This is a genomic window from Leucobacter edaphi, from assembly GCF_016522535.1.
Classification (GTDB): domain Bacteria; phylum Actinomycetota; class Actinomycetes; order Actinomycetales; family Microbacteriaceae; genus Leucobacter; species Leucobacter edaphi.
Genome location: NZ_JAEHOI010000004.1, coordinates 90710 through 113700 on the forward strand (window position 1 = coordinate 90710; position 22991 = coordinate 113700).

The following is a 22991-nucleotide window of genomic DNA, read 5'->3' on the forward strand; positions in this document are numbered from 1 at the left end:
AGGGTAGGCTGAGGCTTGTTCGACACGGGATAAGCCTACAAGCCACCACTGACATTGGCGCGGATCGGTTCCCCAGAGAGAGAAGGACGCGAACGCCGAAGATGACCGACGCAACGAAGAAAACCCCGATCGCAGACCCGGAATCCGGGCTCGAATTCGTACGCTCCCGCGGCATGGGCACCCTCGCCGACCGGATGGGGATCGAGGCCGTCGAGTTCACGCGCGAGCGCGCCGTTGCCACCATGCCGGTCGAGGGGAACACCCAGCCGATCGGCCTGCTGCACGGCGGGGCGTACGTGGTGCTCGGTGAGACGCTCGGTTCGATGCACGCGAACTTCGTCGCACCCGAGGGCTACGTGGGAGTGGGCATTGACATCAACGCGACCCACACCGGATCGGCCGTCTCCGGGTACGTCACCGGCGTCTGCACGCCGATCAAACTGGGACGATCCATCGCCGTCCACGAGATCGTCGTCTCCGACGAGGCCGGGCGTCGCTGCTCCACGGTCCGGATCACGAACTTCTACAAGCGCATCGAATAGCGGGATCGGCGCCGGAGCGCCGCTGCGTTCTTGTTTTCTTTGCGCCTCGGCGCGCGGGCTTTGCCTTCGCGCCGGCGATCGTGCGTTCGGCCGCTCGTGGTGCTTTCGCGGGGGTTCCGCGCGCCTCCCCGGTGCGCCAACGAGATCCATGTGCCTCCCCGCGGCGCCGCGCGCCAACCTGACACGCCGCGTGCGTTCCGTAAGCCTCCCCGCTGCGCTGCGCGCGTTCCGTGCGCCTCCCTGACGCGCCGCGTGCGTTCCGTGTGCCTCAGGTGTGCGCCAGCGCGAACACCATGACCCGCCGACACCGCGCTCACACGCCACGCGTGTCCCCTGGCCCGGCCCGCATTCGATCGCGTGCGTTCCATAAGCAATGTGCGTTTAATAAGTCAGAATCGGCGAATTCGGGCTTATCAAACGCACATTGCTTATCTATTGCACCGGTGCCCGGTCCCGGGAGGGGTGCAGGACACGGGGTAAGAGGTGCCGGGCACGCCGCCGGAACCAACGCCCGGAAGCGAAACCCCACCGGACGCAAATCGCCCCGAGCCGTAAACCGGCCCGGGGCGATGAGCTTCGATCCTGCGATCAGTCCTTCTTCGGACCCAGCTGGTCGATGATCGTCTTCGCGACGTCCTGCATCGTCAGGCGCCGATCCATCGAGGCCTTCTGAATCCAACGGAACGCCTCCGGCTCCGAAAGACCCATCTTGTCGTTGAGAATGCCCTTCGCGCGATCCACCAGCTTCCGCGTCTCAAAACGCTCAGCCAGATCCGCGACCTCGCTCTCCAGCGTGACGATCTGCTGGAAACGCGACAGTGCGATCTCGATCGCCGGGATCAGGTCAGCGGGCGTGAACGGCTTCACCACGTAGGCGAGTGCGCCGGCCTCGCTCGCACGCTCGACGAGTTCGCGCTGGCTGAACGCCGTCAGCAGCACGACCGGAGCGATGTGATCCTTGTTGATGCGCTCGGCGGCGGAAATGCCATCCAGCTTGGGCATCTTCACGTCCATGACCACGAGGTCGGGTCGCAGCTCCTCAACGAGGCGAACCGCCTCCTCGCCGTCGCCTGCCTCACCGACCACGTCGTATCCGTTGTCACGCAAGGTCTCGACGATATCGAGGCGGATCAGGGACTCGTCTTCCGCTACAACGACGCGACGCGCGGCGCTCGGTGCGGTGCTCTGGTCATTCACGCTTCCAGTTTAGAACATCCGCGCTGCTCATTGGCCCGAAAGCGGCCGATCCGCGCGCGTCGAAGCGGGAACCCGCCGTGCGCTAATGTGGAGGGCGGCGCGAACGGCACCCCCGAACGCGCCGCACGCATCCATGCCGGATTGGCGGAATTGGCAGACGCGGCGCACTCAAAATGCGCTGCCGAAAGGCGTGCGGGTTCGAGTCCCGCATCCGGCACCCAAAAGACGACAGCGCTCCGCGCCGACTCCCCCTGCGAACCCGAAACATGATCCGAGACGGATCATGCGGTGCGGACGGAAAGCCCGGCGGGATCAATGAGCCTAGCCGAGCTTTGCGGGGCCGACGCCGTCAGAGTGTGCGGCGGAACGTTGCGGGACCCACGCAGTCAGAGTGTGCGGCGGAACTTCGCGGGACCAACACGGCCCGAGCGCGCCTCATGGGTCTTGCGGCGCCAACGCGGCCGGAGCGCGCCTCAGGGTCTTGCGACACCAACGCGGCCGTAACGCGTCGCAGGATCCTGCGGCGCCAACACGGCCAGGGCGTGCGGCGGAACTTCGCAGTGGCGCTGCGCGCGGGAGCGCGGCCGAGATCTGGGTTGCCGGCGCGGCCGGTAAGGGCGACAGACCCGCACCGCTCGGTCCGCACCGAGCGAACGCCACGCACCGAGCCACGCCGCGCACCGAGCCACGGCGCGCAACGAGGTCACGCCGCGCAACGAGGTCGCGCCGCACAACGAGAAAGCGGGACCGCCCCGAAGGGCGACCCCGCTCTCGCGACAGCGCAACAGCGCGACAGCGAAACAGCGCTACACGAACACCCGGCCGCGGCCGATCGCGTGCTTGCGCGGCCCCGCCTCGGGCAGCTGGCCCGTCGCCTCGCCGATGCGGTGGATGCGGAGCGTGTTCGTCGTGCCGACGACTCCGGGCGGGGATCCCGCGATGATCAGGACCTTGTCGCCGATCTCGACGCGCGAGTGATCGAGGAGCACCTCGTCGACCTGCACGAACATCTCGTCGGTCGAGCCGACGCGCGGGACCTCGTAGCTGCGGGCGCCCCAGGTGAGTTCCATGCGGCGGCGCGTCTCGGGGTCGGGGGTGAAGCCGATGATCGGGATCGGCTTGCGGAGGCGGGACATGCGGCGCACCGTGTCGCCGGACTCGGTGAAGACGCAGATGTACTTCGCGCCGATGAAGTCGGCGACCTCGGCAGCGGCGAGCGTGAGCACGCCGCCCTGGGTGCGCGGCGCGGCGCCGAGCGGCTCGATGCGGTCGAGCGCGTGATCCTCGGTGGCCTCGATGATGCGCGCCATCGTGGAGACGGCCTCGACGGGGAACGCGCCGACGCTCGTCTCGCCCGACAGCATCACGGCGTCGGCGCCGTCGAGGACGGCGTTCGCGCAGTCGGAGGCCTCGGCGCGGGTGGGGCGCGGATTCTCGATCATCGATTCGAGCACCTGGGTGGCGACGATCACGGGCTTCGCGTTGCGGCGCGCGATCGCGATCGCCTCGGTCTGTACGAGGGGCACCTGCTCGAGCGGGAGCTCGACGCCGAGGTCGCCTCGGGCGACCATGATGCCGTCGAACGCGTCGACGATCTCTTCGAGGTGCTCGACGGCCTGCGGCTTCTCGATCTTCGCGATGACCGGGAGGCGGACGCCCTCTTCGCGCATGATCTCGTGGACCCGGGTGATGTCGGCTGCGTCGCGCACGAAGGAGAGCGCGATGTAGTCGGCCCCGAGCTTGATCGCCCAGCGGAGATCCTGCTCGTCCTTCTCGGACAGCGCCGGCACGTTGACGGCGACGCCCGGGAGGTTGATGCCCTTGTTGTTGGAGACGGCGCCGGGGATCTCGACCTCGGTGTAGACGGTGTCTTCGGTCACGCGGGTGGCGCGCAGGCCGACCTTGCCGTCGTCGACGAGGAGCGGATCGCCCACCTGGACGTCACCGGGGAGTCCCTTGTGCGTGGTGCCCGCGATCTCGCGGTTGCCCACGATGTCTCGCGTGGTGATCGCGAACTCGTCGCCCACCTCGAGCTCGTAGGGTCCGCCCTCGAACTTTCCGAGGCGGATCTTCGGGCCCTGCAGGTCGGCGAGAACGGCGATCGGTCGGCCGACCTCGGCTTCCGCGCGCCGGATGTTGCGGTAGATGCCCTCGTGCACGTTGTAGGTGCCGTGGGACATGTTGAGGCGCGCGACGTTGACGCCCGCCCGGATCAGATCGAGAGTGTGGTCATAGCTGGAGACCGCTGGTCCCCAGGTGGCAACGATCTTGGCGTGGCGCATTCGGCTCCTCGTTCAGTGTGTAGCGGCGGAATCTTGTGCGGTGCCCCCGGTGCTGCTCGCGGCGCCGGCGGCCGCGAGCTCAGCCAGCGGCTCCTCGACGACGTCGCCGCCCGGTACGCCGGGGTGCGGCAGCACGTGGTAGTACTCGTCGGGGTTGGCGGTGTCGGCGAAGACGCTGTCCGCGGGGTTGTAGCGACCCGGCAGGTACACGGACTTCTCGATGCCAACGTGGCGGGCGCGCTGCACGAAGAACAGGATGATCCCCACGACGATCGCGAGCAGCGCAGCGAGAACGTTCGTGCGGATGCCGAGGAACAGCAGGCTCGGATCGACGCGCATCGACTCGGTGACGGCGCGGCCGGCGCCGTACCAGATGAGGTACATGGCGAAGAAGGTGCCCCAGCGCGGACGCCACTTCCGCTCGATCGCGAGCAGCACGATGACGCCGAGCACGTTCCACAGCGCCTCGTAGAGGAACGTCGGGTGGAACAGGGTGCCCTCGGGCAGGCCGAGCGGGAAGGCCGCGTTGGTGGACTCGATCTCGAGCCCCCAGGGCAGCGTGGTCGGCCCGCCGAAGAGCTCGTGGTTGAACCAGTTGCCGAAGCGGCCGACGGCCTGCGCGATGAGGAGGCCGGGCACGAGGGCGTCGGCGAAGGACCAGAAGCGGATCCCGGTGATCTTCGATGCGATCAGGACGCCAATGGCGCCGCCGAGGAGCGAACCGAAGATGGCGATGCCGCCGTTCCAGAACGCGAAGATCTCGAGCGGGTTCTTGCCGGGGCCGAAGTAGTCGCCGAAGTGGGTGGCGACGTGGTACAGCCGCGCTCCCACGATGCCGAGGACGAGTGCCCACACGAGGAAGTCGAGCGTGGCCCCGCCCTCACCGCCGCGCTGCTTCAAGCGGCGCGCGGTCCAGATGCCCGCGATGATGATGCCCAGAATGATGCAGAGCGCATAGAAATAGATGCGCAGCGGCCCGATCTGGAAGAACTGCACATCGGGGCTCGGGATACTCAGCGGGAGAATCATCCACTCCTCTTTCACCTGCGGCGTGGAGCCGCTGAAACACTCGTACGGCGCCGACGCGGCGTGGGCCGCGCGGCAATCGGGTCAATCCTAGCGCGGCGCGCTCGGAGCTCGGGTGCCGGCCGCGATCTCGCGGACGGTGGCGGCGAGTCGTTCGACTCCTCCGTCGCGCAGCGCGCGGACGAAGGCGGTGCCGACGATCGCGCCGTCGGCGTAGTCGAGGGCGGCCGCGACCTGCTCAGCGGTCGAGATGCCGATGCCGACGCAGGCGAGGTCGACGCCCTGCTCGCGGAGCCGCTCGGTGAGGGAGCGCGCGGCCGCGTCGAGCTGGGCCCGCTCCCCCGTGATGCCCATTGTCGAGACGGTGTAGACGAAGCCGGTCGTGGCGCGCACCACCATGCCGAGACGCTCGTCGCTCGAGCTCGGTGCGGCGAGGAACACCCGGTCGAGGCCGAGTTCTTCGCTGACCGCGATCCACTCGGCTGCGGCGTCGGGGGTGATGTCGGGCGTGATGAGCCCGGATCCGCCCGCCTCGGCGAGCTCGCGCGCGAAGCGCTCCACCCCGTACTGCATGACGGGGTTCCAGTAGGTCATGACGAGGATCGGCACGTCGACGGCGGCGCGCACGCGACGGATCGCCTCGAAGACGTGGGCCACGCGGAAGCCGTTCGCGAGCGAGCGCTGCGTGGCCTCCTGAATGATGAGGCCGTCCATGACGGGATCGGAGTACGGCAGGCCGAGCTCGAGCACGTCGGCTCCGGACTCGGCCATGGCGATCGCGGCGTCGACGCTCGTGTCGAGGTCGGGGAAGCCGACCGGGAGATACCCGATCAGTGCGCCGTTGCGCTCCCGCTTGGCCGCGCGAATCGCCGAGGCGACCTGGGAAACATGCTCGGTCACTCGCCTACCTCCGTGTCGCCTTCTGCGAGCAGGCCGAAGTATCGGCCCGCGGTCACCATGTCCTTGTCGCCGCGGCCCGAGAGGCTCACCGCGATGATCGCGTCGGGCCCCAGCTCCTGCCCGATCCGGATCGCGCCCGCGAGCGCGTGCGCCGACTCGATCGCGGGGATAATGCCCTCGGTCTGGCTGAGCAGGCGGAGCGCCTGCATGGCCTCGTCGTCGGTGGCGGGGATGTACTCGGCGCGGCCGATGTCGGAGAGCCAGGAGTGCTCCGGCCCGACGCCTGGATAGTCGAGGCCGGCGGAGATCGAGTGGGACTCGATCGTCTGGCCGTCCTCGTCCTGCAGGACGTAGGTCTTCGCGCCGTGCAGCACGCCGGGTCGCCCGCGTTCGATCGATGCGGCCTGCCGGTCCGTGTCGACGCCCTCGCCCGCGGCCTCAACGCCGTAGAGGCGAACGTCCTGATCGTCGAGGAATGCGTCGAACATCCCGATCGCGTTGGATCCGCCGCCCACGCAGGCGATCACGGCGTCGGGAAGCCGGCCCGTCTTGGCGAGGAGCTGCTCGCGGGCCTCTTCGGAGATGATCTTCTGGAAGTCGCGCACCATGGCCGGGAACGGGTGGGGCCCAGCGGCGGTGCCGAAGATGTAGTTCGTGGTCTCGACGCTCGCGACCCAGTCGCGATACGCCTCGTTGATGGCGTCCTTGAGCGTGCGGGATCCGGTGCGAACGGGGATCACTTCTGCGCCGAGCAGCTGCATCCGAGCCACGTTCAGCGCCTGGCGCTCCGTGTCGACCTCGCCCATGTAGATCGTGCAGTCGAGGCCGAACAGGGCGGCTGCCGTCGCCGTGGCGACGCCGTGCTGGCCAGCGCCCGTCTCCGCGATCACGCGCGACTTGCCGAGACGCTTCGTGAGCAGCGCCTGGCCGAGCACGTTGTTGATCTTGTGGGAGCCCGTGTGGTTGAGGTCCTCACGCTTCAGGAAGATCCGGGCGCCGCCGGCGTGCGCTGCGAAGCGCGGGGCCTCGGTGATCGGCGACGGGCGACCGGCGTAGTCGCGCAGCAGCTCGGCGAGCTCGGCGCGGAACGCGGGATCGGCCTGCGCATCGACATAGGCCGTTGTGAGCTCATCGATGGCCGCGATCAGGGATTCCGGCATGTAGCGGCCGCCGTAATCGCCGAAGAACGGTCCGTGCTGCTCCCGGAGGCTCGAAACGGCCTCGGATCGATTCGTGCTCATGTGTGAGGCCTGCCTCGGGTCAGACGCTCAGGTAGGACTTGAGCGTCGCGATCGGGTCGTTGGTGACGAGCGCCTCGCCGACGAGGACAGCGTCGGCGCCGGCAGCGCGGTAGTGCTCAACGTCCGCGACGTCGAGCACGGCGGACTCCGCGACGCGGATCACGCCAGCGGGGATCTGGTCGGCGACACGGCCGAACAGGTCACGATCGAGCTCGAAGGTGCGCAGGTCGCGGGCGTTCACGCCGATGAGCTGAGAGCCCAGATCGACGGCGCGGGCCACCTCGTCCGCGGAATGCGCCTCGACGAGCGGGGTCATACCGAGCTCACGCGCGAAGTCGTGGAGCTGCACGAGACGATCCTGCGGCAGCGCCGCGACGATCAGGAGCACGAGATCGGCGCCCGCGGCGCGCGCCTCGAGGATCTGATACTCGTCGCCGATGAAGTCCTTGCGGAGCACCGGAATGCTCACTGCCTTGCGCACCGACTCGAGATCGGCGAGCGAGCCCTTGAACTTGCGCTCCTCGGTGAGGACGCTGACGACGCTCGCGCCGCCGGCCTCGTACTTCGCGGCGAGGGCCTGCGGCTCGGCGATCTCAGCGAGGTCGCCGCGCGACGGGCTCGCGCGCTTCACCTCCGCGATGACGCGGATGTGGTCGGTCGGGGCCAGCGCCTCGAGCACGTCGAGCGCCGGCGCACGCGTGAGCGCCTCGGCCTCGACCGTCTCGATCGGAGCGAGCTCTCTGCGGGCCCGTGCGTCCTCGAGGGAGCCCGCGAGCAGTTGCTCGAGCACCCTTAGTCGTGCGTCTTGGGGCTGAACTTCGGGCCGTTGACGCCGAAGCCGGCCTTCGAGAGGATCCAGCCGAGCAGCGCGCCGAAGACGACGACGCCAGCGCACACCCACACCATGGTTGCCATGTGCAGGAAGAAGAAGACGGTGCCCGCAGCGATGCCGATCAGCATCACGACGACGGCAGTCCAAGCGGCGGGCGAATCACCGTGGCCGGGGTCTCCGTGCTGGTTACTCATGAATCTCCTCTGAACAGATCTGGACATCTGCAAGCCTACCGGATTTCAGCGGACTTCCAGGAACTGAGGGGCGTCCGGCGGTTCATTTCCGCGTTTCCGCGCGCCGAGCACCCCGTGGACTACAGGTTCTGGGTCGGATCGTCGCCGTCGCTCAGGGCGTCCCAGTCGGAGATCCGATCGGGCTTGCCGGTCGGCTTGGTGCCCGGCTCGTGGGTTCCGCTCTCGTACTTGCGGCCGCCCTGGGCCCAGCGGCGGCCCGTGATCAGCACGAACAGGCCGAGGAGTCCGGCGAGCACCCCTGCGGCGAGGGTCACCCACGGCCACGGGGTCATTGCGAGTTCCATGACCTGATCGACGCCGTCGGTGATCCCGGTGAGCTCCGTGATGGTGCCGTTCACCGCCCCGAGCGGCGAGGAGGTGCTCGTGAGCGTCATCGCGACCACCCCGGCGCCGAGGAGCGTCACCAGGACGCCGAGGACGACCCGGAAGCCCTTGCCCGCGATGGTCAGGGCGAGCGCCGCGGCGACGATCGCGATCGCGATCGGCGACAGCGCGGGATTGATCACGTGACCGGTCGCGCTGTGGGGCGAGGTCTCCCCGTCGAGGACGAACGAGATCCAGGGCTGCGACCCCGCGAGCAACGCCGTTCCTCCTGAAACGGCGATCAGGAGCAGGGTCAGGAGTTTAGCGCGCATGACTGGCCTCCTCGCCGCTCCGGATCGCCGTGAGCGTGTTCGCGATGGCGATCGCGCGGAGCGGCGCAGCGGCCTTGCTCTGGCACTCGGCATCCTCGGCTTCCGGGACGGAGTCGGCGACGACACCAGCTCCCGCCTGCACCATCGCGACCCCCGCCTTGATCGTCGCCGTGCGAATCGCGATCGCGACGTCGGCTGCACCGCCGAGGCCGAAGTACCCCACCACGCCGCCGTAGACGCCGCGCTGCACCGGCTCGAGCTCGTCGATGATCTGCAGCGCGCGCGGCTTCGGCGCCCCGGACAGGGTGCCGGCAGGGAAAGTGGCGCGGAACACGTCGATCGGGTTCTCTCCCGCCCGGATCCGCCCCTCGACGGTCGACACGATGTGCATGATGTGGCTGAATCGCTCGACCTGCATGAACTCGGTCACCTCGACCGAGCCGGGCTCACACACCCGCAGCAGATCGTTCCGCGCGAGATCAACGAGCATGAGATGCTCGGCCCGCTCCTTCTCGTCTGCGAGGAGTTCCCGTTCATGCTGACGATCCGCCTCGACCGTCGCGCCGCGCGGACGGGATCCGGCGATCGGGTGCGTCATCACGTGACCGTCCTCCTGCACTGTAACGAGCGCCTCGGGGCTCGAACCGACGACGGCGAACGGTGTGCCGTCGTTGTCGAGGAGCTGCAGGAGGTAGAGATAGGGGCTCGGGTTGAGGTGGCGGAGCACCCGATACACGTCGAGGGGATCCGCCGAGCATTCCTGGTCGAAGCGCTGCGAGGGCACGACCTGGAAGATGTCACCGTCGACGATGTACTGCTTCGCGCGCTCAACGGCAGCGACGAACTCGGGCGTCGTGGTGAGCCGATCCGGGTCCGGCAGCGCGTCGCGATCGAGCGTGCCGAGGGGCGACGGCGCCGGGGCGGACAGGGACGCTTCGAGCGCGTCGAGCCTGGCCTGCGCGTCCGCCCACTGCGCTGCGGCGCCCGGCGACTGTCCGTGCCCGAGCGCCTCGTCGTTGAGGACGTTCGCGATGAGCACGACACTGCCCTCGCGATGGTCGATGACCACGAGCTCGGAGACGAAGCTCAGGCCCTGCGTGGGAAGGCCGGGGCCCTCCTGCGGGCCGTGCTCGAGACGCTCGAACTGCCGCACCGTCTCCCACCCGAGGTAGCCGACGAATCCGCTCGCGAGCGGAGGAAGGCCCGGCACCTGCGGCGACCGCCAGCGCTCGTAGACGGCGCGCAGGGCCGCGACCGGCTGCAGCGAGGAGAGGCCACCGGGAAGCAGCCGTTCCTCGTCGACATCGGCGCCCGGGGCGGGGGCCCAGTGCGCCCGCCCGTCGCGCTCGCCGAGCACGCCGAAGCTTCCGGCGCCCACGAAGCTGAAACGCGTCCACACGCCGCCCTGCTCCGCGGATTCGAGGAGAAACGTGCCCGGCCGCGAAGCGGCCGCCTTCCGGTAGATACCGACGGGCGTGTCGCCGTCGGCGAACACTTCGCGGCAGACGGGAATCACGGCGTGGGCTTCGCGCGCGGCATCGAAGGCGGCGCGGGTGGTCGTGAGAGTCACGGGATCCAGCCTATCGCCGACCGGTGACACCGACGTTCCTCCCGCGGCCGCGCGCTGGCACTGGGCTAGGCCTCGGGCTCGTCCCGCTCAACGACGCCGTGCACCGCGGGCAGCTCGCGATCGGTGAAGCAGCTCCGCGATCCGGTGTGGCATGCCGCGCCGAGCTGGATCACCCGCACGAGCAGGGTGTCCTCGTCGCAATCGCGGGCGATGCTGCGGACGTACTGACGATGTCCCGAGGTGTCGCCCTTGCGCCAGTACTCCTGGCGGGAACGCGACCAGAAGGTCACCCTTCCGCTCGTCATCGTGCGGCGAACCGCCTCGCGATCCATCCACGCGAGCATCAGCACATCGCCGCTCTCGTCGTCCTGGATGATCGCGGGGATCAGCCCCTTGCCATTGAAAATCAGCTGATCGAGGCTCTCCTCGACGCGCTCCGGCGACAGCTCAACCGTCATCGTTCTTCCCTCCCCCGCGCCGACAGGCGCACTGTGTGGCCGGCCTCGGCGAGCGCCTGCTTCACCTGGCCGACCGTGAATGTCCCGTAGTGGAACACCGATGCCGCGAGTACCGCGTCTGCTCCGGCATCGACCGCCGGCGCGAAGTGCTCGAGCTTTCCGGCGCCACCGGAGGCGATCACCGGAACGTTGACCAGCTCGCGTACCCGAGTGATGAGTTCAACGTCGAAACCGGCGAGCGTGCCGTCGGCGTCCATCGAATTGACGAGCAGTTCGCCAGCGCCGCGCTCGACCGCTTCGACGCACCACGCGAGCGCGTCGAGTTCGGTTTCGCGCTTCCCGCCGTGCGTCGTCACGACGAACCCGGATGCCGTGCGGGGGCTGCGCTTCACATCGAGCGAGAGCACGAGCACCTGCTCGCCGAAGCGATCGGCGATTTCCCCGATCACCTCGGGTCGGGCGATCGCGCCGCTGTTGATGCCCACCTTGTCCGCGCCGACCCCGAGGAGGCGTGCGACGTCCTCGGCGCTCCGCACCCCGCCCCCTACGGTCAGCGGGATGAACACCTGCTCCGCGGTGCGCTGCACGACGTCGTAGGTCGTGGATCGATCGTCGACGGTCGCCGTGACGTCGAGGAACGTGAGCTCGTCCGCGCCCTGCTCCGCGTACTTCGCCGCGAGTTCCACGGGGTCACCGGCGTCCTGCAAGTTCAGAAAGTTCACGCCCTTGACGACGCGTCCGGCTGCGACGTCGAGGCAGGGGATAACGCGCGTGGCGATCGTCATGTCTCGGTCTCCTCTTACAGCCGTGCGGCGTGGATCGCGGTCACGAGGATCGCGCGCGCGCCGAGGTCGTAGAGCCGATCCATGATCTCGTTCGCCTGATCAGCGCGCACCATGACGCGGACGGCCACCCAGCGCTCGTCCTTCAGAGGGGAGACGGTCGGGGACTCGATCCCGCCGGCGACCGAGGTGGCAGCCTCGAGCTGGTCGACCGGGAGGTCGTAGTCCATGATCACGTATTTGCGCGCCACGAGGACCCCGCGCAGCCGCCGCAGCAGGCGCTCGATTCCGGCGTGCTCCGTCGGTCCGCCGATGAGCACCGCGGTGGACTGCAGGATCACCGGCCCGAAGATCTCGAGACCGGCGGCGCGCAGCGTCGCACCGGTGGAGACGACGTCGGCCACCGCGTCGGCGACACCGAGCTGCACGGCCGATTCGACAGCGCCGTCGAGCTTCACGAGCTCCGCGACGACGCCGCGCTCCCGGAGGAAATCGTCGACGAGCTTCGGGTAGCTCGTCGCGACGCGCTCCCCGGCGAGCTGCGCGATATCTACGATCCCGCTCTCGGCCGGCGATGCGAAGCGGAACGTGGAGTCCGCGAAGTCGAGCTCGGAGATCTCGTGGGCCTCGGAGCCCGAGTCGAGCAGCAGATCACGGCCAGTGATGCCGACATCGAGCGCCCCCGAACCGACGTAGGTCGCGATGTCCCGCGGGCGCAGGTAGAAGAACTCGACGTCGTTCTTGACGTCGGCGTGGACGAGCTTTCGGCTGTCGCGGCGACCGGAGTACCCGGCCTCGGTGAGCATTGCGGCGGCGACTTCGGACAGCGACCCCTTGTTCGGGACGGCAATGCGCAGCATGTGTGGAATCCTTCCGTGAATGGCCGGATCTCGGCCGGGTTCAAGATCAGCGGAGAGCGCCGGCGCGCGGGGAGGCGCCAGCGCTACAGATGCGCGTAAACATCCTTCAGGGAGATGCCCTTCGCGAGCATCATCACCTGGAGGTGATAGAGCAACTGGCTGATCTCTTCGGCGCAGGCGTCGAGCGACTCGTGCTCCGCGGCCATCCAGACCTCGGCGGCTTCCTCGACGATCTTCTTGCCGATCGAGTGGACGCCGGCGTCGAGGCGGGCGACCGTGTCGCTCCCCTCGGGGCGCTCTGCAGCCTTCCGGCTGAGTTCGGCGAACAGCTCATCGAACGATTTCACGGGTCAAGCCTACCCTGTGATCGGGGCGCGTGAGTTCCCGAGCCCGATCGACCCGGTCGCGGGGAGCTGCACGGGAAGAATTAGGCGTGGCGGTGAGCGGCCGCTGCGGTGCGCAGATCGGCGATCCGCTCCTCCGGGACGCCACCGTATACGGCGGAGCCAGCGACGAAGGTGTCGGCTCCGGCCTCGGCCGCGATCCCGATCGTGTCGACCGAGATTCCGCCGTCGACCTGGAGCCACAGGTCGAGGCCGCTCGCCCGCTTGGCCTCGGCGAAGCGGCGCAGCTTCGGCATCATGTCCGCCATGAAGGACTGCCCGCCGAAGCCCGGCTCCACCGTCATCACGAGGACCTGGTCGAATTCGGGGAGGATCTCCAGGTAGGGCTCGGGATCCGTACCCGGCTTAAGCGCAATGCCGGCGCGCGCGCCGATCTCCCTGAGTCTGCGGGCGAGCTTCACCGGCTCCGCGGCTGCCTCCGCGTGGAAGGTGACGGAGTAGGCGCCGAGCTCGGCGTATCCGGGAGCCCAGCGATCGGCGTCGGAGATCATGAGGTGCACGTCGAGCGGAATCGGCGATACGGCCTGGATCCGCTCGACGATGGGCGGGCCCATGGTGAGGTTCGGGACGAAGTGGTTGTCCATGACATCGACGTGCACGAGATCGGCGCTCGCGATGGCCTCGAGCTCGGACTGCAGGTTGACGAAGTCGGCGGACAGGATGCTCGGGTTGATGCGCTGATCGGTCACTCCTCCAGGATACGCGGTCGGGATCGGCGCGAGCGAGATCGGCGCGAGCGGAATCGACAGCACGCATCGAGATCGGCGGAACGCATCGAGATCGGGCCGCCCGCACCTATGGTTGTGTTATGAGCGAGCCAAGCGATCCCCGAACCGGTATCACCGGGGACCATGCACGGGTGCCCGATCCCTCCGCGACACCCCCGGTTTCCGACGGAACTCCCGCGGGCACGGGGCCGTCCCAGCGGAACACGACCGGCACACCAGAACCCGAGGCCGCAGTTCCGCCCGTCCAGTACTATCTCCCGCCAGGAATGCCGATCCCGCCGGGAATGCCGACGCCTGATCAGCCTGGGCTCGCCACCCCGCAGCAGCCAGGACCGCAGGTCTTCGGACCGCCCCAGTTCGTCCCGCCTGCGAAGCGTAGCGGCCTGGGCGCCGGGGCGATCATCGCGATCGTTCTCGGAGCCGTCGCGGTGCTGATCATCGGCACCGTCGGCTGGACCTGGGCGTCACTCGCGAGCGCCACCGCGAAGTGGAAGGCGAAGGAGCAGCACGTCACGGCCGAGCAGAGGCGGGAGGCCGTCACGACGGTCGAGGACTACCTCCAATCGGTTCAGGATCGCGACCTCACGGGCGCGTGCGAGCACGTTTCGTGCGCACCCGACGCGCCGTTCCTCACGCAGGAGATGCTCGACGCCTCGCAGGATCTCGCGCCGATCAGGGATATCAGGATCGATCAGGACTCGGTGTCGCGCTCGGGAGACCAGATCTTCGTGATGGCCGAGTACGTCCTCGGCGTTCGCACCGTGTCGACGCCGTACTCGCTCCGGAAGGAGGGGTCCGACTGGACGATCGAAAACGGCCTGGTCACCTGGGACACCGCCGACTTTACCGAGCTCTCCGCCGAGGTCAACGGTGTTCCCCTCACCTCGGGGTCCGTCACCGTCTTCCCCGGGGAGTACGAACTCAGCTTTGAGAATCCCCACTTCGAGCTCGCGGGAGGCAACGCCCCGCTCTCCCTCGCGAAGCAGACGGACTCCACCTCGACACGGGCGACGAAACCGGTGCTCACCGACGCGGCGCGCCAGCAGGGCCAGGCGCTCGTCAAGCAGGCCTTCGCCGATTGCGCCGCCGAACGAACCCTGCGCAGTTCGTGCGGCGTGGACGTCACCGCCGCGATGCTTCCCGGGACGGAAGACTACACCGGAAAAATCAAGCGTGAACCCACCGAACTCACCCGGCTGGACCTCGAGGATTATGCGACGAGCGCCCGCGCCTCCGCCGACGACCCGCTCCGCTACGTCGTCTCGTGGACCGCGTCGTTCACGGTGACCATCGATGGCGGCAGGAGCCCCGAGGCGAAGTCCTACTCCGAGACGATCCACACCCGTTTTCCGACCGTTGACTACCGCTCCGAGGAGCCGACGGTCAGCTGGGACGAAAGCGGCGAATCCGCTTTCCCCGAGTAGCCGTCCCCGGACCTCGGGGCGACCCGGATCACGCCCGCTCGAACAGCGCCACGAACATCGCGTCGGTGCCGTGCCGGTGCGGCCACAGCTGCGCGCTGAGCTGATCGCCCGCGAGATCGATCTCGCCGCGGGCCACCTCCGCGATCGCGGCCTTCGCCGACACCTCACGCAAACCCGGGGTGCGCGCGAGGAAGCGGTCGACCGTCACGCGCGTCTCGGCGAGATGCGGCGAGCAGGTCACGTAGGCGAGCAGCCCGCCTGGGGCGAGGTGCTCCGCCGCGGCGTCGAGCAGCTGGCCCTGCAGTTCGGTGAGCTCGGGAAGGTCGCCAGGACGCTTCCGCCAGCGCGCCTCGGGGCGGCGGCGCAGCGCGCCGAGCCCGGAGCACGGCGCGTCGACGAGGATCCGATCGAAGGTTTCGGCCGATCCCCCGAACGCGGCGTCGTCGCGGCCGTCGTGCGAGACGACGGTGACGGCGTCCGCGACGCCCTCGACCGCGCGATCCACCAGATCAGCGCGATGATCGGAGACCTCGTTCGCGCGCACGGTCGCGCCTGAGGCAATCGCCTCGGCGCCCAGCACTGCGGTCTTCCCGCCGGGTCCCGCACACAGATCGAGCCAGCGCTCACCGGCCGCTGCCGGACGGGCGCGGGTGAGCGCGAGCGCCGCGAGCTGCGAGCCCTGATCCTGCACCCTGATCAGGCCCTCGGGCGCGTCGGCCGCCCGGATTGCCCGCATCGGATCGCCGCCGGCCAGCTCGACGCCGAGCGGCGACGGTCCCGCTGCGGCGAGCGCATCGAACTCCGCGGCGAGCGCCGAGGGCTCCTCCCCCGCGCCGGGAAGCACGGCGAGGCTCACCCGCGGCGGGGTGTTGTCGGCGGCGAGGAGTTCGGGGAGCTCGTCCTCCCGACCCTCGGCTTTCAGCGCGTCGCGGAGCGCGCGCAGGACCCACACGGGGTGGCTCGCGCGCGCCGCCAGCGCGTCGTCGGGGCGCGCGGCCTCCGCATCGATCCTGTCGTCCCATTCGGCGTTGTCGGCGCGACCGATCGCGCGGAGCACCCCGTTCACGAAGCCCGCTGCGTTCTGGTTCGCGACCCTGCGCTGGAGCTCCACGCTCTCGTTGACCGCGGCGTGCGAGGCGACCCGCATCCCGAGCAGCTGGTGGGCGCCGAGGCGGAGCACGTTGAGCGTGCGATCGTCGATCTGGGCGAGCTCCCGGCCGGAGGCCAGTTCGATGATGCGGTCGTAGCGCCCACGCATGCGGAGCGTTCCGGCAGCGAGCTCGGTCGCGAGCGCGGCGTCGCGCTCGTCGAGGCCCGCCTCGCGGATCCGCGCGGGAAGTGCGAGATTGGCGTAGGCGTCGCGATCGACGACGTCGCGGAGCACATCGTAGGCGACGAGGCGCGAGGCCGAAACGCGGCCGGGTCGGCGATCGGCCCCGCCCCGCCGCTGCGTGCCCTGACGATTGGTCTGGCCGTTCCCCTGACGGCGGCCGCGCCCGCCCTCCTGGCGCGCGCCCCGCTGGCTCCCTCGCCGGTCCGGTTCGTTCCCTGCGCTCACGCGAGCACCGCCTCTCCGCCGCGGCCGCGCAACCAGGCGGCTCCGTCCATCGCTGCTTTCCCCGCGGGCTGCACGCGCGCGAGTTCGAGGGCGCCCCCGTCGAGGAACAGGATCGCGCGCCCCGCGACGATCCGCGCGGTTCCCACGGCGGGAATCGGATCCTGATCCCCCATCTGATCGGGGACTCTCGTGATCTCGTGCAGCTTCAGGGGCTGCCCATCGTGCAGGGCGAACGCCCCGGGCTCCGGGGTGACCCCCGCCCAGTGCGCAAGCACCTCGCCGGCCGGGCGGCTGAGATCCAGCGCGCCGTCCTCGCGGCTCAGCTTGTGCGCGTAGCTCGGCTCCCCCACCTGCGGTTCTCCCGCGGCGGGATCCTCCTCGAGGAGTTCGACGGCCGCGAGCACCGCTGCCGTTCCCGACTCCGCGAGCTCGGTCAGCGCTCGGCCGGCCGCTGTTCCCTCGGGGAACACGGTCGCGGAGCGGGTGAGCACGTCACCGGCGTCGAGCTCGGCAACGAGCCGGAACACCGTCACCCCGACCTCCTGCTCACCGGCTTGCAGGGCGCGCTGCACGGGTGCAGCACCACGCCAGCGCGGAAGCTCCGAGAAGTGGAGGTTGATCCAGCCGTGATCCGGAAGCGAGAGCAGCGGCTCGCGGACGAGCCCACCGTACGCGACGATCACGCCGAGTTCCGCGCCGCGCTGCTCCGCCCACGCGGTCGCGGCGTCGTCGAGCCGGTTCGCCTTCAGCACCGGCAAGCCGAGCTCGTCGGCGGCCTGCGCGACGGGCGAGGGCGTGAGCACGCGCTTCCGACCGAGCGGGGCGTCCTCGCGGGTGATCGCCCCGACCACGTCGTGTCCGGCGGCGGCGAGCGCGCGCAGGCTCGGGACGGCGAATTCCGGGGTTCCGGCGAAGAGAATCCTCATCCCCCCATTCTCGCAGGTGAGCGGGCTCGCCTCTCGCAAGTGGGCGGTCGCGACTCTCGCAGGTGAGCGGGCCCGCAAGACGCAGTGCGGATTTCGCTCCGGTCGGTGTAGGATCGCACCATGCATACAGCGAATCAGTGGTGGACCGCCTGACGGCGGTCTCCTCGTTCGTACCCGAATGCATCCCGACACCGCCTCCTCGCAGGCGGTGTTTTTCGTCTCCGAGTGGCGCAATGAAGCAAAGGATCCACCACCATGACCATCACCGACGCCCCCTCCGTGTACCGCGCCGACGAGAGCGGCCACTTCGGCGAGTTCGGCGGCGCCGAACTTCCGCCGTTCCTCGTGGAGCCGATCGCCGAGGTCGCCCGCGCCTACGAGGAGGCCTCGCAGGATCCCGAGTTCCAGGCGCAGCTGCAGGCGCTCCTCGCCCGCTACGTTGGCCGCCCCTCGCTGCTCTACTTCGCCGAGAACCTGACGAACGAGCTCGGCGGCGCGAAGATCTATCTGAAGCGCGAGGACCTCAACCACACGGGCGCGCACAAGATCAACCACTGCCTCGGCGAGGCACTGCTCGCGAAGCGCATGGGTAAGACGAAGGTGATCGCGGAGACCGGCGCCGGGCAGCACGGCGTCGCCCTCGCCACGGCCGCCGCCCTCGTCGGCCTCGAGTGCGAGATCCACATGGGTGCCGTCGACATCGAGAAGCAGCACCCCAACGTGGTGCGCATGCAGCTGCTCGGCGCGAAGGTCGTCTCCGTCGAGGAGGGCGGTCGCACGCTCAAGGAGGCCGTCGACTCGGCGTTCGGCGTCTACGCTTCAGCGCCCGACGAGTACTTCTTCGCGATCGGATCGGTGGTCGGACCGCACCCGTACCCGTCGATGGTGCGCGACTTCCAGTCCGTCGTGGGCCGCGAGGCGCGCGCGCAGATCCTCGAGGCGGAGGGCAAGCTGCCCGACGTGCTCGTTGCTGCGGTCGGCGGCGGTTCCAACGCGATGGGTCTGTTCGACGCGTTCCTCGAGGACGAATCGGTGCGGATCGTCGGCGTCGAGCCGTCGGGCGAAGGGCTCGAGGGCGACCGGCACGCCGCGACCATGACCCTCGGGACTCCCGGCATGCTGCACGGCATGAAGACGAAGGTGCTGCAGGACGAGAACGGCGAACCGTCGCCCGTGCACTCGATCGCCTCCGGAATCGACTACCCGGGCGTCGGCCCGCAGCACGCGCACCTCGAGCAGATCGGCCGCGTCGAGTACGTGACCGCCTCGGACGCCGAGACGCTCGACGCATTCCAGCTGCTCACCCGCAAGGAGGGCATCATCCCCGCACTCGAGTCCTCGCACGCGCTCGCGCACGTGATCAAGCTCGCCCCCACGCTGCCGAAGGACGCGATCATCATCGCGAACCTCTCGGGACGTGGCGACAAGGACGTCGACTTCGTGGCGGAGCGGATCGGGGTCGCGTAACTCCCCGCGTGCTTCGCCGATCGGGGATCGGATCGGGATCGGGGCCGGCACCACCGCAGAGGCGGGGTGCCGGCCCCTGCCGTCCCCGGTGGAACGCCTGCCCGTCGCCGCGAGACTGCCCGACGAGGCGAGGCTACGAGTCGAACACCCCGCGGTCGTCGAAGCGGAGGCGGAGCGCCTCGGGCCTGGCGCGGCCGGGCGCGCGTCCGCGCGTGCGCGAGGAGGAGCCGGCGGCGTCGGCGACGAGCGCGCCGCGGAGGCGGCTCGCGACCTCGGCGCCGCGGCCGTAGTCGAAGCGGACGATCGCGCGCACGAGGCCGTGCGGGGTCTTGTTCGGGCCCCCGGCCGGGATACCGGTGGGGCCGAGGTGGTCGACGCCCGGGATCTCGGCGATGGTCTTGAGCGCGCGCTCAACCTCGTCGGGGCCGCCGCTGACGCTCGCGACGCGCACGGCGGGCGGGTAGCGGAGGGCGTGCCGGTCGGCGAGTTCGCCCCGCAACCACTCCTCGGTGCGGCCCGTGACGAACGCGCGCACGACGGGGCCGCCGCCCGATGCCATCAGGCAGATTCCGTCGGCTGCAGTGAGCGCGGCGGCGTTCTCCCACCATCGCAAGCAGTCCTCGCTCGCGCGCAGCGTCTCGATGCTGAGCAGGCGTTCCGCGTCGAGCAGTACGACGGCGGCGTAGCCACCGGCGGCGAGCGGCTCGGCCCCGCGGGTGGCGACGACGAGGGCGGAGCGCCCGTCCACGCGCTCGCGCGGGTGCTCGCCGTCGCTGAGGATCACGCGGACGCCCTGGAACTGCCGCTCGAACTGCTCGACCGTGCGGCCGGATCCCATGCCGCGCTCCTCGAGCGTGCGGCCGTCGCAGGTGCCGCAGCGCCAGTTCGTGGCGTATTCCCCGCACCAGCGGCAGGACGCGCGGCCCACGGTGCGGAAGCCGATCGGGCCTGAGCAGTTGAGGCAGCGTGCGAGGTCGCCGCACTGCCCGCACACGGCGACGGGAGCGTAGCCGGGTGTGGCGACCTGCACGAGCACGGGGCCGCGCTTGAGGCCCTCGCGGATCGTGCGGGCGGCGAACTCGGGCACGCGGCCGGCGAACGCGTCGGGCGACATGGACGCGTCGGCGTGCACGATGCGGGCGCGGCGCGGCGGGTTCTCCTGCGCGCGCACGTACCCGATGTCCACGAGCCGCTGCACCTCGGCGCTGCGGGCGTGGCTCGCGAAGAAGATTCCCGCGCCCGACTGCTCGGACCGCACGAGCGCGGCGTCGCGCGCGTGCACGTACGGGGCGAGCGGCTCGGACAGCACGGGGTCGCCGTCATCCCACATGAGGATCGCACCGAGCTCGTGGGCCGGGGCGTACACCGCGGAACGGTTGCCGAGGATGATCCGTGGGGTCGGGTCGAGCGCGCGGAGGAAACCCGCGTAACGCTCGGCGTTCGACTGCCGCGAGTCGACGCGGATCGCGTCCTCGTGCCCGTACGCTTCGAGGGCGTCGCGGAGCTGGTCCAGATCACGATAGTCGGGCGCCACGAGGATCGCCGAGCGCCCCCTGGCGTGCACGGCGATCGCGAGCCGCGCGAGCTGAGACGCCCAACCCCCGACCCACTCCCCCGTGTGCAGGCGCTCGGGCCCGTGCGACGCGGTGAGCGCGAGACGGGAGCCGTCGGTGAGCACGGCGGCGACGCGCGACTCCGGACTGCCCTCCGGGGCTCCGATTCCGGGGCCTGCGGCACCTGCCTCAGACTCAGCTCCGGCGTCCGGGCCCTGATCGGCGCGGGAATCCTGATCGCCGGCACCGGCGGGATCAGCCGTTTCTTCGCCGAGGATCTCGGCCTCCGCGGCCTCCTCGGCGGCCGCGGCGAGGTGCTGCTTCTCGACGCGCACCTGCCGGGTGGGGATCGCGAGCCGCAGGATGTCGCCGGCAGAACCGCCCGCGCGGTCGGAGACGGCGCGGGCGAGCAGCCACACCTCGGGATTCAGCACCGGGACCGGCCCGACGATGTCGGCGATCGGGGCGAGTTCTCCGCCGAATTCGCTGCGATCAGCGAATCCAACGATGTAGCCGAAGCTCTTCCGCTCGCGGGAGCGGAACGGAACGCGCACGCGCTGCCCCACGAGCAGCTCGTCGGCGAGCTCGGCGGGAACGGCGTAGTCGAAGAGGTGGTCGAGCTGCGGCAGCGCCGAGTCGAGGAGGACGCGCGCGACCGGCCGGCCCTGCGCGCCCTCCGCGACGTCGATCGCGGTCGCCACGGCGGGCTAGGCGCCCGCGGCGGCCCGCAGCTCCGCCGCGCGCGGGGTCGCCTCCCAGGTGAACTCGGGCAGCTCGCGGCCGAAGTGGCCGTACGCGCTGGTCTTCGCGTAGATCGGGCGGATCAGCTGGAGGTCGCGGATGATCGCGAGCGGGCGCAGGTCGAAGACCTCGCGCACTGCGGCCTCGATGCGCTCGCGCGGAACGGTCTCGGTGCCGAAAGTCTCGACGTAGAGGCCCACCGGGTGCGCGCGGCCGATCGCGTACGCGACCTGGAGTTCCGCGCGCTTGGCGAGGCCCGCGCGCACGACGTGCTTCGCGACCCAGCGCATCGCGTACGCCGCCGAGCGGTCCACCTTCGAGGGGTCCTTGCCGCTGAACGCGCCACCGCCGTGTCGGCTCGCGCCGCCATAGGTGTCGATGATGATCTTGCGGCCGGTGAGCCCGGCATCGCCCATGGGCCCGCCGATCACGAACGGACCGGCCGGGTTGATGAAGAGATCGGCGTCGCCGCTTGCGAGCTCGACCCGCTCGAGCACGGGGCGGATGACCTCGCGCTCGATCGCGGCGCGCAGCGCGGGCTGCGTGAGGTCGGCGCGGTGCTGCGTCGACAGGACGACCGCCTCGACCGACCGCGGCGTATCGCCCTCGTAGCCGATCGTGACCTGGGTCTTTCCGTCCGGGCGCAGCTCCGGGATAATGCCGGCCTTGCGCACCTCGGTGAGGCGCTCCGCCATGCGGTGCGCGATCCAGCTCGGCAACGGGTGCAGCTCGGGCGTCTCGTCCGTCGCATAACCGAACATGATGCCCTGATCGCCGGCGCCCTGGCGGCTCAGCTCGTCGTCGAGCGCGCCCGAGCGCTCCTCGAGCGAGGAATCCACCCCGTCGGCGATGTCCGGCGACTGCTGACCGATCGACACGGACACACCGCACGAGGCCGCGTCAAAACCCATGTCCGAGCTCGTGTACCCGATCTCGCGGACCGCCTCGCGCACAATCTGCGGGATCTCGACGTACCCGCTCGTGGAGACCTCGCCCGCGACGTGGACGAGCCCCGTGGTGACGAGCGTCTCCACGGCGACGCGGGCGCCCGGATCCTGCTGGAGCATCGCGTCAAGGATCGAATCCGAGATCCGATCACAGATCTTGTCGGGATGCCCCTCGGTGACGGACTCCGAAGTGAACTGGCGCAGCGACACGGTGACTCCTAGGTGCTGGACGAACGGGAGGTCGGGTGCGGGTCGCGGAGACCCGCCGAAAACGCCGGTGGCGTCGGACCCATTCAGGGTATCCGACGCCACCGACACTGCCGCTTGTGCAGCGGAAGATTACGCTTCCTCGTCGACCTCGACCTCGACGACGAGCTCCTCGCTCGCGCGGGGCTTCATGACGAGCTTGCCCTCGACGATCTCGTGGAGAGCGATCGAGAGCGGCTTATCGTCGACGGACGAATCGACCAGCGGGCCGACGTTGTCGAACAGGTTGCCGTCGTGCAGATCGGTGTAGTAATCGTTGATCTGACGGGCGCGCTGCGACGCGAAGACGACCAGGGCGTACTTCGAATCCACCTTCTCGAGCAGATCGTCGATGGGCGGGTCGATGATGCCGTTGGGGTTGGCCATGTGCACACTCCTCTTGTTGACCTCACTATCT

The 22991-nt window shown here is 69.7% G+C and carries 22 protein-coding genes and 1 tRNA gene; 4 read left to right on the forward strand and 19 right to left on the reverse strand.

What is annotated here, in order from left to right:
* Positions 1-101 precede the first annotated feature (101 nt).
* Positions 102-542: a hotdog fold thioesterase gene (locus JD292_RS05200; protein ID WP_200131678.1), complete on the forward strand. Its 441-nt coding sequence runs from the start codon at positions 102-104 to the stop codon at positions 540-542.
* A gap of 588 nt (positions 543-1130) precedes the next feature.
* On the opposite strand, the gene JD292_RS05205 is transcribed toward JD292_RS05200, so the two are convergent.
* On the reverse strand, positions 1131-1739 hold the full coding sequence (locus tag JD292_RS05205) for an ANTAR domain-containing response regulator (protein WP_200131679.1): 609 nt from the start codon (positions 1737-1739) through the stop codon (positions 1131-1133).
* Between the two features lie 135 nt (positions 1740-1874).
* Here JD292_RS05205 and JD292_RS05210 point away from each other — a divergent pair.
* Positions 1875-1956 (forward strand) — tRNA-Leu (locus tag JD292_RS05210).
* Between the two features lie 589 nt (positions 1957-2545).
* On the opposite strand, the gene pyk is transcribed toward JD292_RS05210, so the two are convergent.
* From pyk to rpe, 13 genes are all read right to left on the reverse strand, one after another.
* The gene (pyk, locus tag JD292_RS05215; RefSeq protein WP_200131680.1) at positions 2546-4021 is read right to left on the reverse strand and encodes a pyruvate kinase; all 1476 of its coding nucleotides are present in this window, start codon (positions 4019-4021) and stop codon (positions 2546-2548) included.
* 12 nt (positions 4022-4033) lie between these two features.
* Positions 4034-5050, reverse strand: coding sequence for a prolipoprotein diacylglyceryl transferase (gene lgt / locus JD292_RS05220; RefSeq protein ID WP_200131681.1), 1017 nt, complete (start codon positions 5048-5050; stop codon positions 4034-4036).
* An 87-nt stretch (positions 5051-5137) separates the two neighbouring features.
* Positions 5138-5947, reverse strand: coding sequence for a tryptophan synthase subunit alpha (gene trpA / locus JD292_RS05225; protein ID WP_200131682.1), 810 nt, complete (start codon positions 5945-5947; stop codon positions 5138-5140).
* Positions 5944-7188: a tryptophan synthase subunit beta gene (gene trpB, locus JD292_RS05230; RefSeq protein ID WP_200131683.1), complete on the reverse strand. Its 1245-nt coding sequence runs from the start codon at positions 7186-7188 to the stop codon at positions 5944-5946. The genes trpA and trpB (JD292_RS05230) overlap by 4 nt, the downstream gene beginning before the upstream one ends.
* 19 nt (positions 7189-7207) lie before the next feature.
* Complete coding sequence (trpC, locus tag JD292_RS05235) at positions 7208-7978, reverse strand: indole-3-glycerol phosphate synthase TrpC (protein ID WP_200131684.1); 771 nt, start codon at positions 7976-7978, stop codon at positions 7208-7210.
* Positions 7979-7980: 2 nt separating this feature from the next.
* Positions 7981-8214 (reverse strand): DUF6704 family protein, encoded by a 234-nt coding sequence (locus tag JD292_RS05240; protein WP_200131685.1) that lies wholly within the window; start codon positions 8212-8214, stop codon positions 7981-7983.
* Between the two features lie 119 nt (positions 8215-8333).
* Positions 8334-8909: a Trp biosynthesis-associated membrane protein gene (locus JD292_RS05245; RefSeq protein ID WP_200131686.1), complete on the reverse strand. Its 576-nt coding sequence runs from the start codon at positions 8907-8909 to the stop codon at positions 8334-8336.
* Positions 8899-10479 (reverse strand): anthranilate synthase component I, encoded by a 1581-nt coding sequence (locus JD292_RS05250; protein ID WP_200131687.1) that lies wholly within the window; start codon positions 10477-10479, stop codon positions 8899-8901. The genes JD292_RS05245 and JD292_RS05250 overlap by 11 nt, the downstream gene beginning before the upstream one ends.
* A gap of 65 nt (positions 10480-10544) precedes the next feature.
* Positions 10545-10937 carry a phosphoribosyl-AMP cyclohydrolase gene (gene hisI / locus JD292_RS05255; RefSeq protein ID WP_200131688.1) on the reverse strand — a complete coding sequence of 131 codons (393 nt, stop codon included), beginning with the start codon at positions 10935-10937 and terminating at the stop codon, positions 10545-10547.
* The gene (gene hisF / locus JD292_RS05260; protein WP_200131689.1) at positions 10934-11722 is read right to left on the reverse strand and encodes an imidazole glycerol phosphate synthase subunit HisF; all 789 of its coding nucleotides are present in this window, start codon (positions 11720-11722) and stop codon (positions 10934-10936) included. Before hisF ends, hisI begins: the two co-directional genes overlap by 4 nt.
* A gap of 14 nt (positions 11723-11736) precedes the next feature.
* Entirely contained in the window at positions 11737-12579 is an 843-nt protein-coding gene (gene hisG / locus JD292_RS05265) for an ATP phosphoribosyltransferase (protein ID WP_200131690.1), read from the reverse strand.
* Positions 12580-12662: 83 nt separating this feature from the next.
* A complete protein-coding gene (locus JD292_RS05270) occupies positions 12663-12926 on the reverse strand; it encodes a phosphoribosyl-ATP diphosphatase (protein WP_200131691.1) in 264 nt (87 codons plus the stop codon).
* A gap of 80 nt (positions 12927-13006) precedes the next feature.
* Positions 13007-13672, reverse strand: coding sequence for a ribulose-phosphate 3-epimerase (gene rpe / locus JD292_RS05275; protein WP_200131692.1), 666 nt, complete (start codon positions 13670-13672; stop codon positions 13007-13009).
* A gap of 119 nt (positions 13673-13791) precedes the next feature.
* Between rpe and JD292_RS05280 the strand changes: the two genes are divergently transcribed.
* On the forward strand, positions 13792-15135 hold the full coding sequence (locus JD292_RS05280; RefSeq protein WP_200131693.1) for a hypothetical protein: 1344 nt from the start codon (positions 13792-13794) through the stop codon (positions 15133-15135).
* Between the two features lie 28 nt (positions 15136-15163).
* On the opposite strand, the gene JD292_RS05285 is transcribed toward JD292_RS05280, so the two are convergent.
* The gene (locus tag JD292_RS05285) at positions 15164-16693 is read right to left on the reverse strand and encodes an RsmB/NOP family class I SAM-dependent RNA methyltransferase (RefSeq protein WP_200131694.1); all 1530 of its coding nucleotides are present in this window, start codon (positions 16691-16693) and stop codon (positions 15164-15166) included.
* Positions 16690-17619 (reverse strand): methionyl-tRNA formyltransferase, encoded by a 930-nt coding sequence (locus JD292_RS05290; RefSeq protein WP_200131695.1) that lies wholly within the window; start codon positions 17617-17619, stop codon positions 16690-16692. Before JD292_RS05290 ends, JD292_RS05285 begins: the two co-directional genes overlap by 4 nt.
* Positions 17620-17874: 255 nt before the next feature.
* Between JD292_RS05290 and trpB (JD292_RS05295) the strand changes: the two genes are divergently transcribed.
* On the forward strand, positions 17875-19086 hold the full coding sequence (gene trpB, locus JD292_RS05295; protein WP_200131696.1) for a tryptophan synthase subunit beta: 1212 nt from the start codon (positions 17875-17877) through the stop codon (positions 19084-19086).
* A 133-nt stretch (positions 19087-19219) separates the two neighbouring features.
* On the opposite strand, the gene JD292_RS05300 is transcribed toward trpB (JD292_RS05295), so the two are convergent.
* The 3 genes from JD292_RS05300 to rpoZ form a co-directional block, all read right to left on the reverse strand.
* Positions 19220-21340, reverse strand: coding sequence for a primosomal protein N' family DNA-binding protein (locus JD292_RS05300; RefSeq protein WP_200131697.1), 2121 nt, complete (start codon positions 21338-21340; stop codon positions 19220-19222).
* A 6-nt stretch (positions 21341-21346) separates the two neighbouring features.
* Positions 21347-22537 carry a methionine adenosyltransferase gene (gene metK / locus JD292_RS05305; RefSeq protein ID WP_200131698.1) on the reverse strand — a complete coding sequence of 397 codons (1191 nt, stop codon included), beginning with the start codon at positions 22535-22537 and terminating at the stop codon, positions 21347-21349.
* Between the two features lie 129 nt (positions 22538-22666).
* Complete coding sequence (gene rpoZ / locus JD292_RS05310; protein ID WP_200131699.1) at positions 22667-22960, reverse strand: DNA-directed RNA polymerase subunit omega; 294 nt, start codon at positions 22958-22960, stop codon at positions 22667-22669.
* Positions 22961-22991 lie beyond the last annotated feature (31 nt).

Coding starts and splice junctions, on each gene's coding strand:
- hisF (WP_200131689.1), bottom strand. CDS start 11,722: ATGACGATCGCCACGCGCGTTATCCCCTGCCTCGACGTCGCAGCCGGA.
- rpoZ (WP_200131699.1), bottom strand. CDS start 22,960: ATGGCCAACCCCAACGGCATCATCGACCCGCCCATCGACGATCTGCTC.
- pyk (WP_200131680.1), bottom strand. CDS start 4,021: ATGCGCCACGCCAAGATCGTTGCCACCTGGGGACCAGCGGTCTCCAGC.
- hisI (WP_200131688.1), bottom strand. CDS start 10,937: ATGACGGTTGAGCTGTCGCCGGAGCGCGTCGAGGAGAGCCTCGATCAG.
- trpB (WP_200131683.1), bottom strand. CDS start 7,188: ATGAGCACGAATCGATCCGAGGCCGTTTCGAGCCTCCGGGAGCAGCAC.
- JD292_RS05245 (WP_200131686.1), bottom strand. CDS start 8,909: ATGCGCGCTAAACTCCTGACCCTGCTCCTGATCGCCGTTTCAGGAGGA.
- JD292_RS05200 (WP_200131678.1), top strand. CDS start 102: ATGACCGACGCAACGAAGAAAACCCCGATCGCAGACCCGGAATCCGGG.
- hisG (WP_200131690.1), bottom strand. CDS start 12,579: ATGCTGCGCATTGCCGTCCCGAACAAGGGGTCGCTGTCCGAAGTCGCC.
- JD292_RS05280 (WP_200131693.1), top strand. CDS start 13,792: ATGAGCGAGCCAAGCGATCCCCGAACCGGTATCACCGGGGACCATGCA.
- trpB (WP_200131696.1), top strand. CDS start 17,875: ATGACCATCACCGACGCCCCCTCCGTGTACCGCGCCGACGAGAGCGGC.
- lgt (WP_200131681.1), bottom strand. CDS start 5,050: ATGATTCTCCCGCTGAGTATCCCGAGCCCCGATGTGCAGTTCTTCCAG.
- JD292_RS05240 (WP_200131685.1), bottom strand. CDS start 8,214: ATGAGTAACCAGCACGGAGACCCCGGCCACGGTGATTCGCCCGCCGCT.
- JD292_RS05290 (WP_200131695.1), bottom strand. CDS start 17,619: ATGAGGATTCTCTTCGCCGGAACCCCGGAATTCGCCGTCCCGAGCCTG.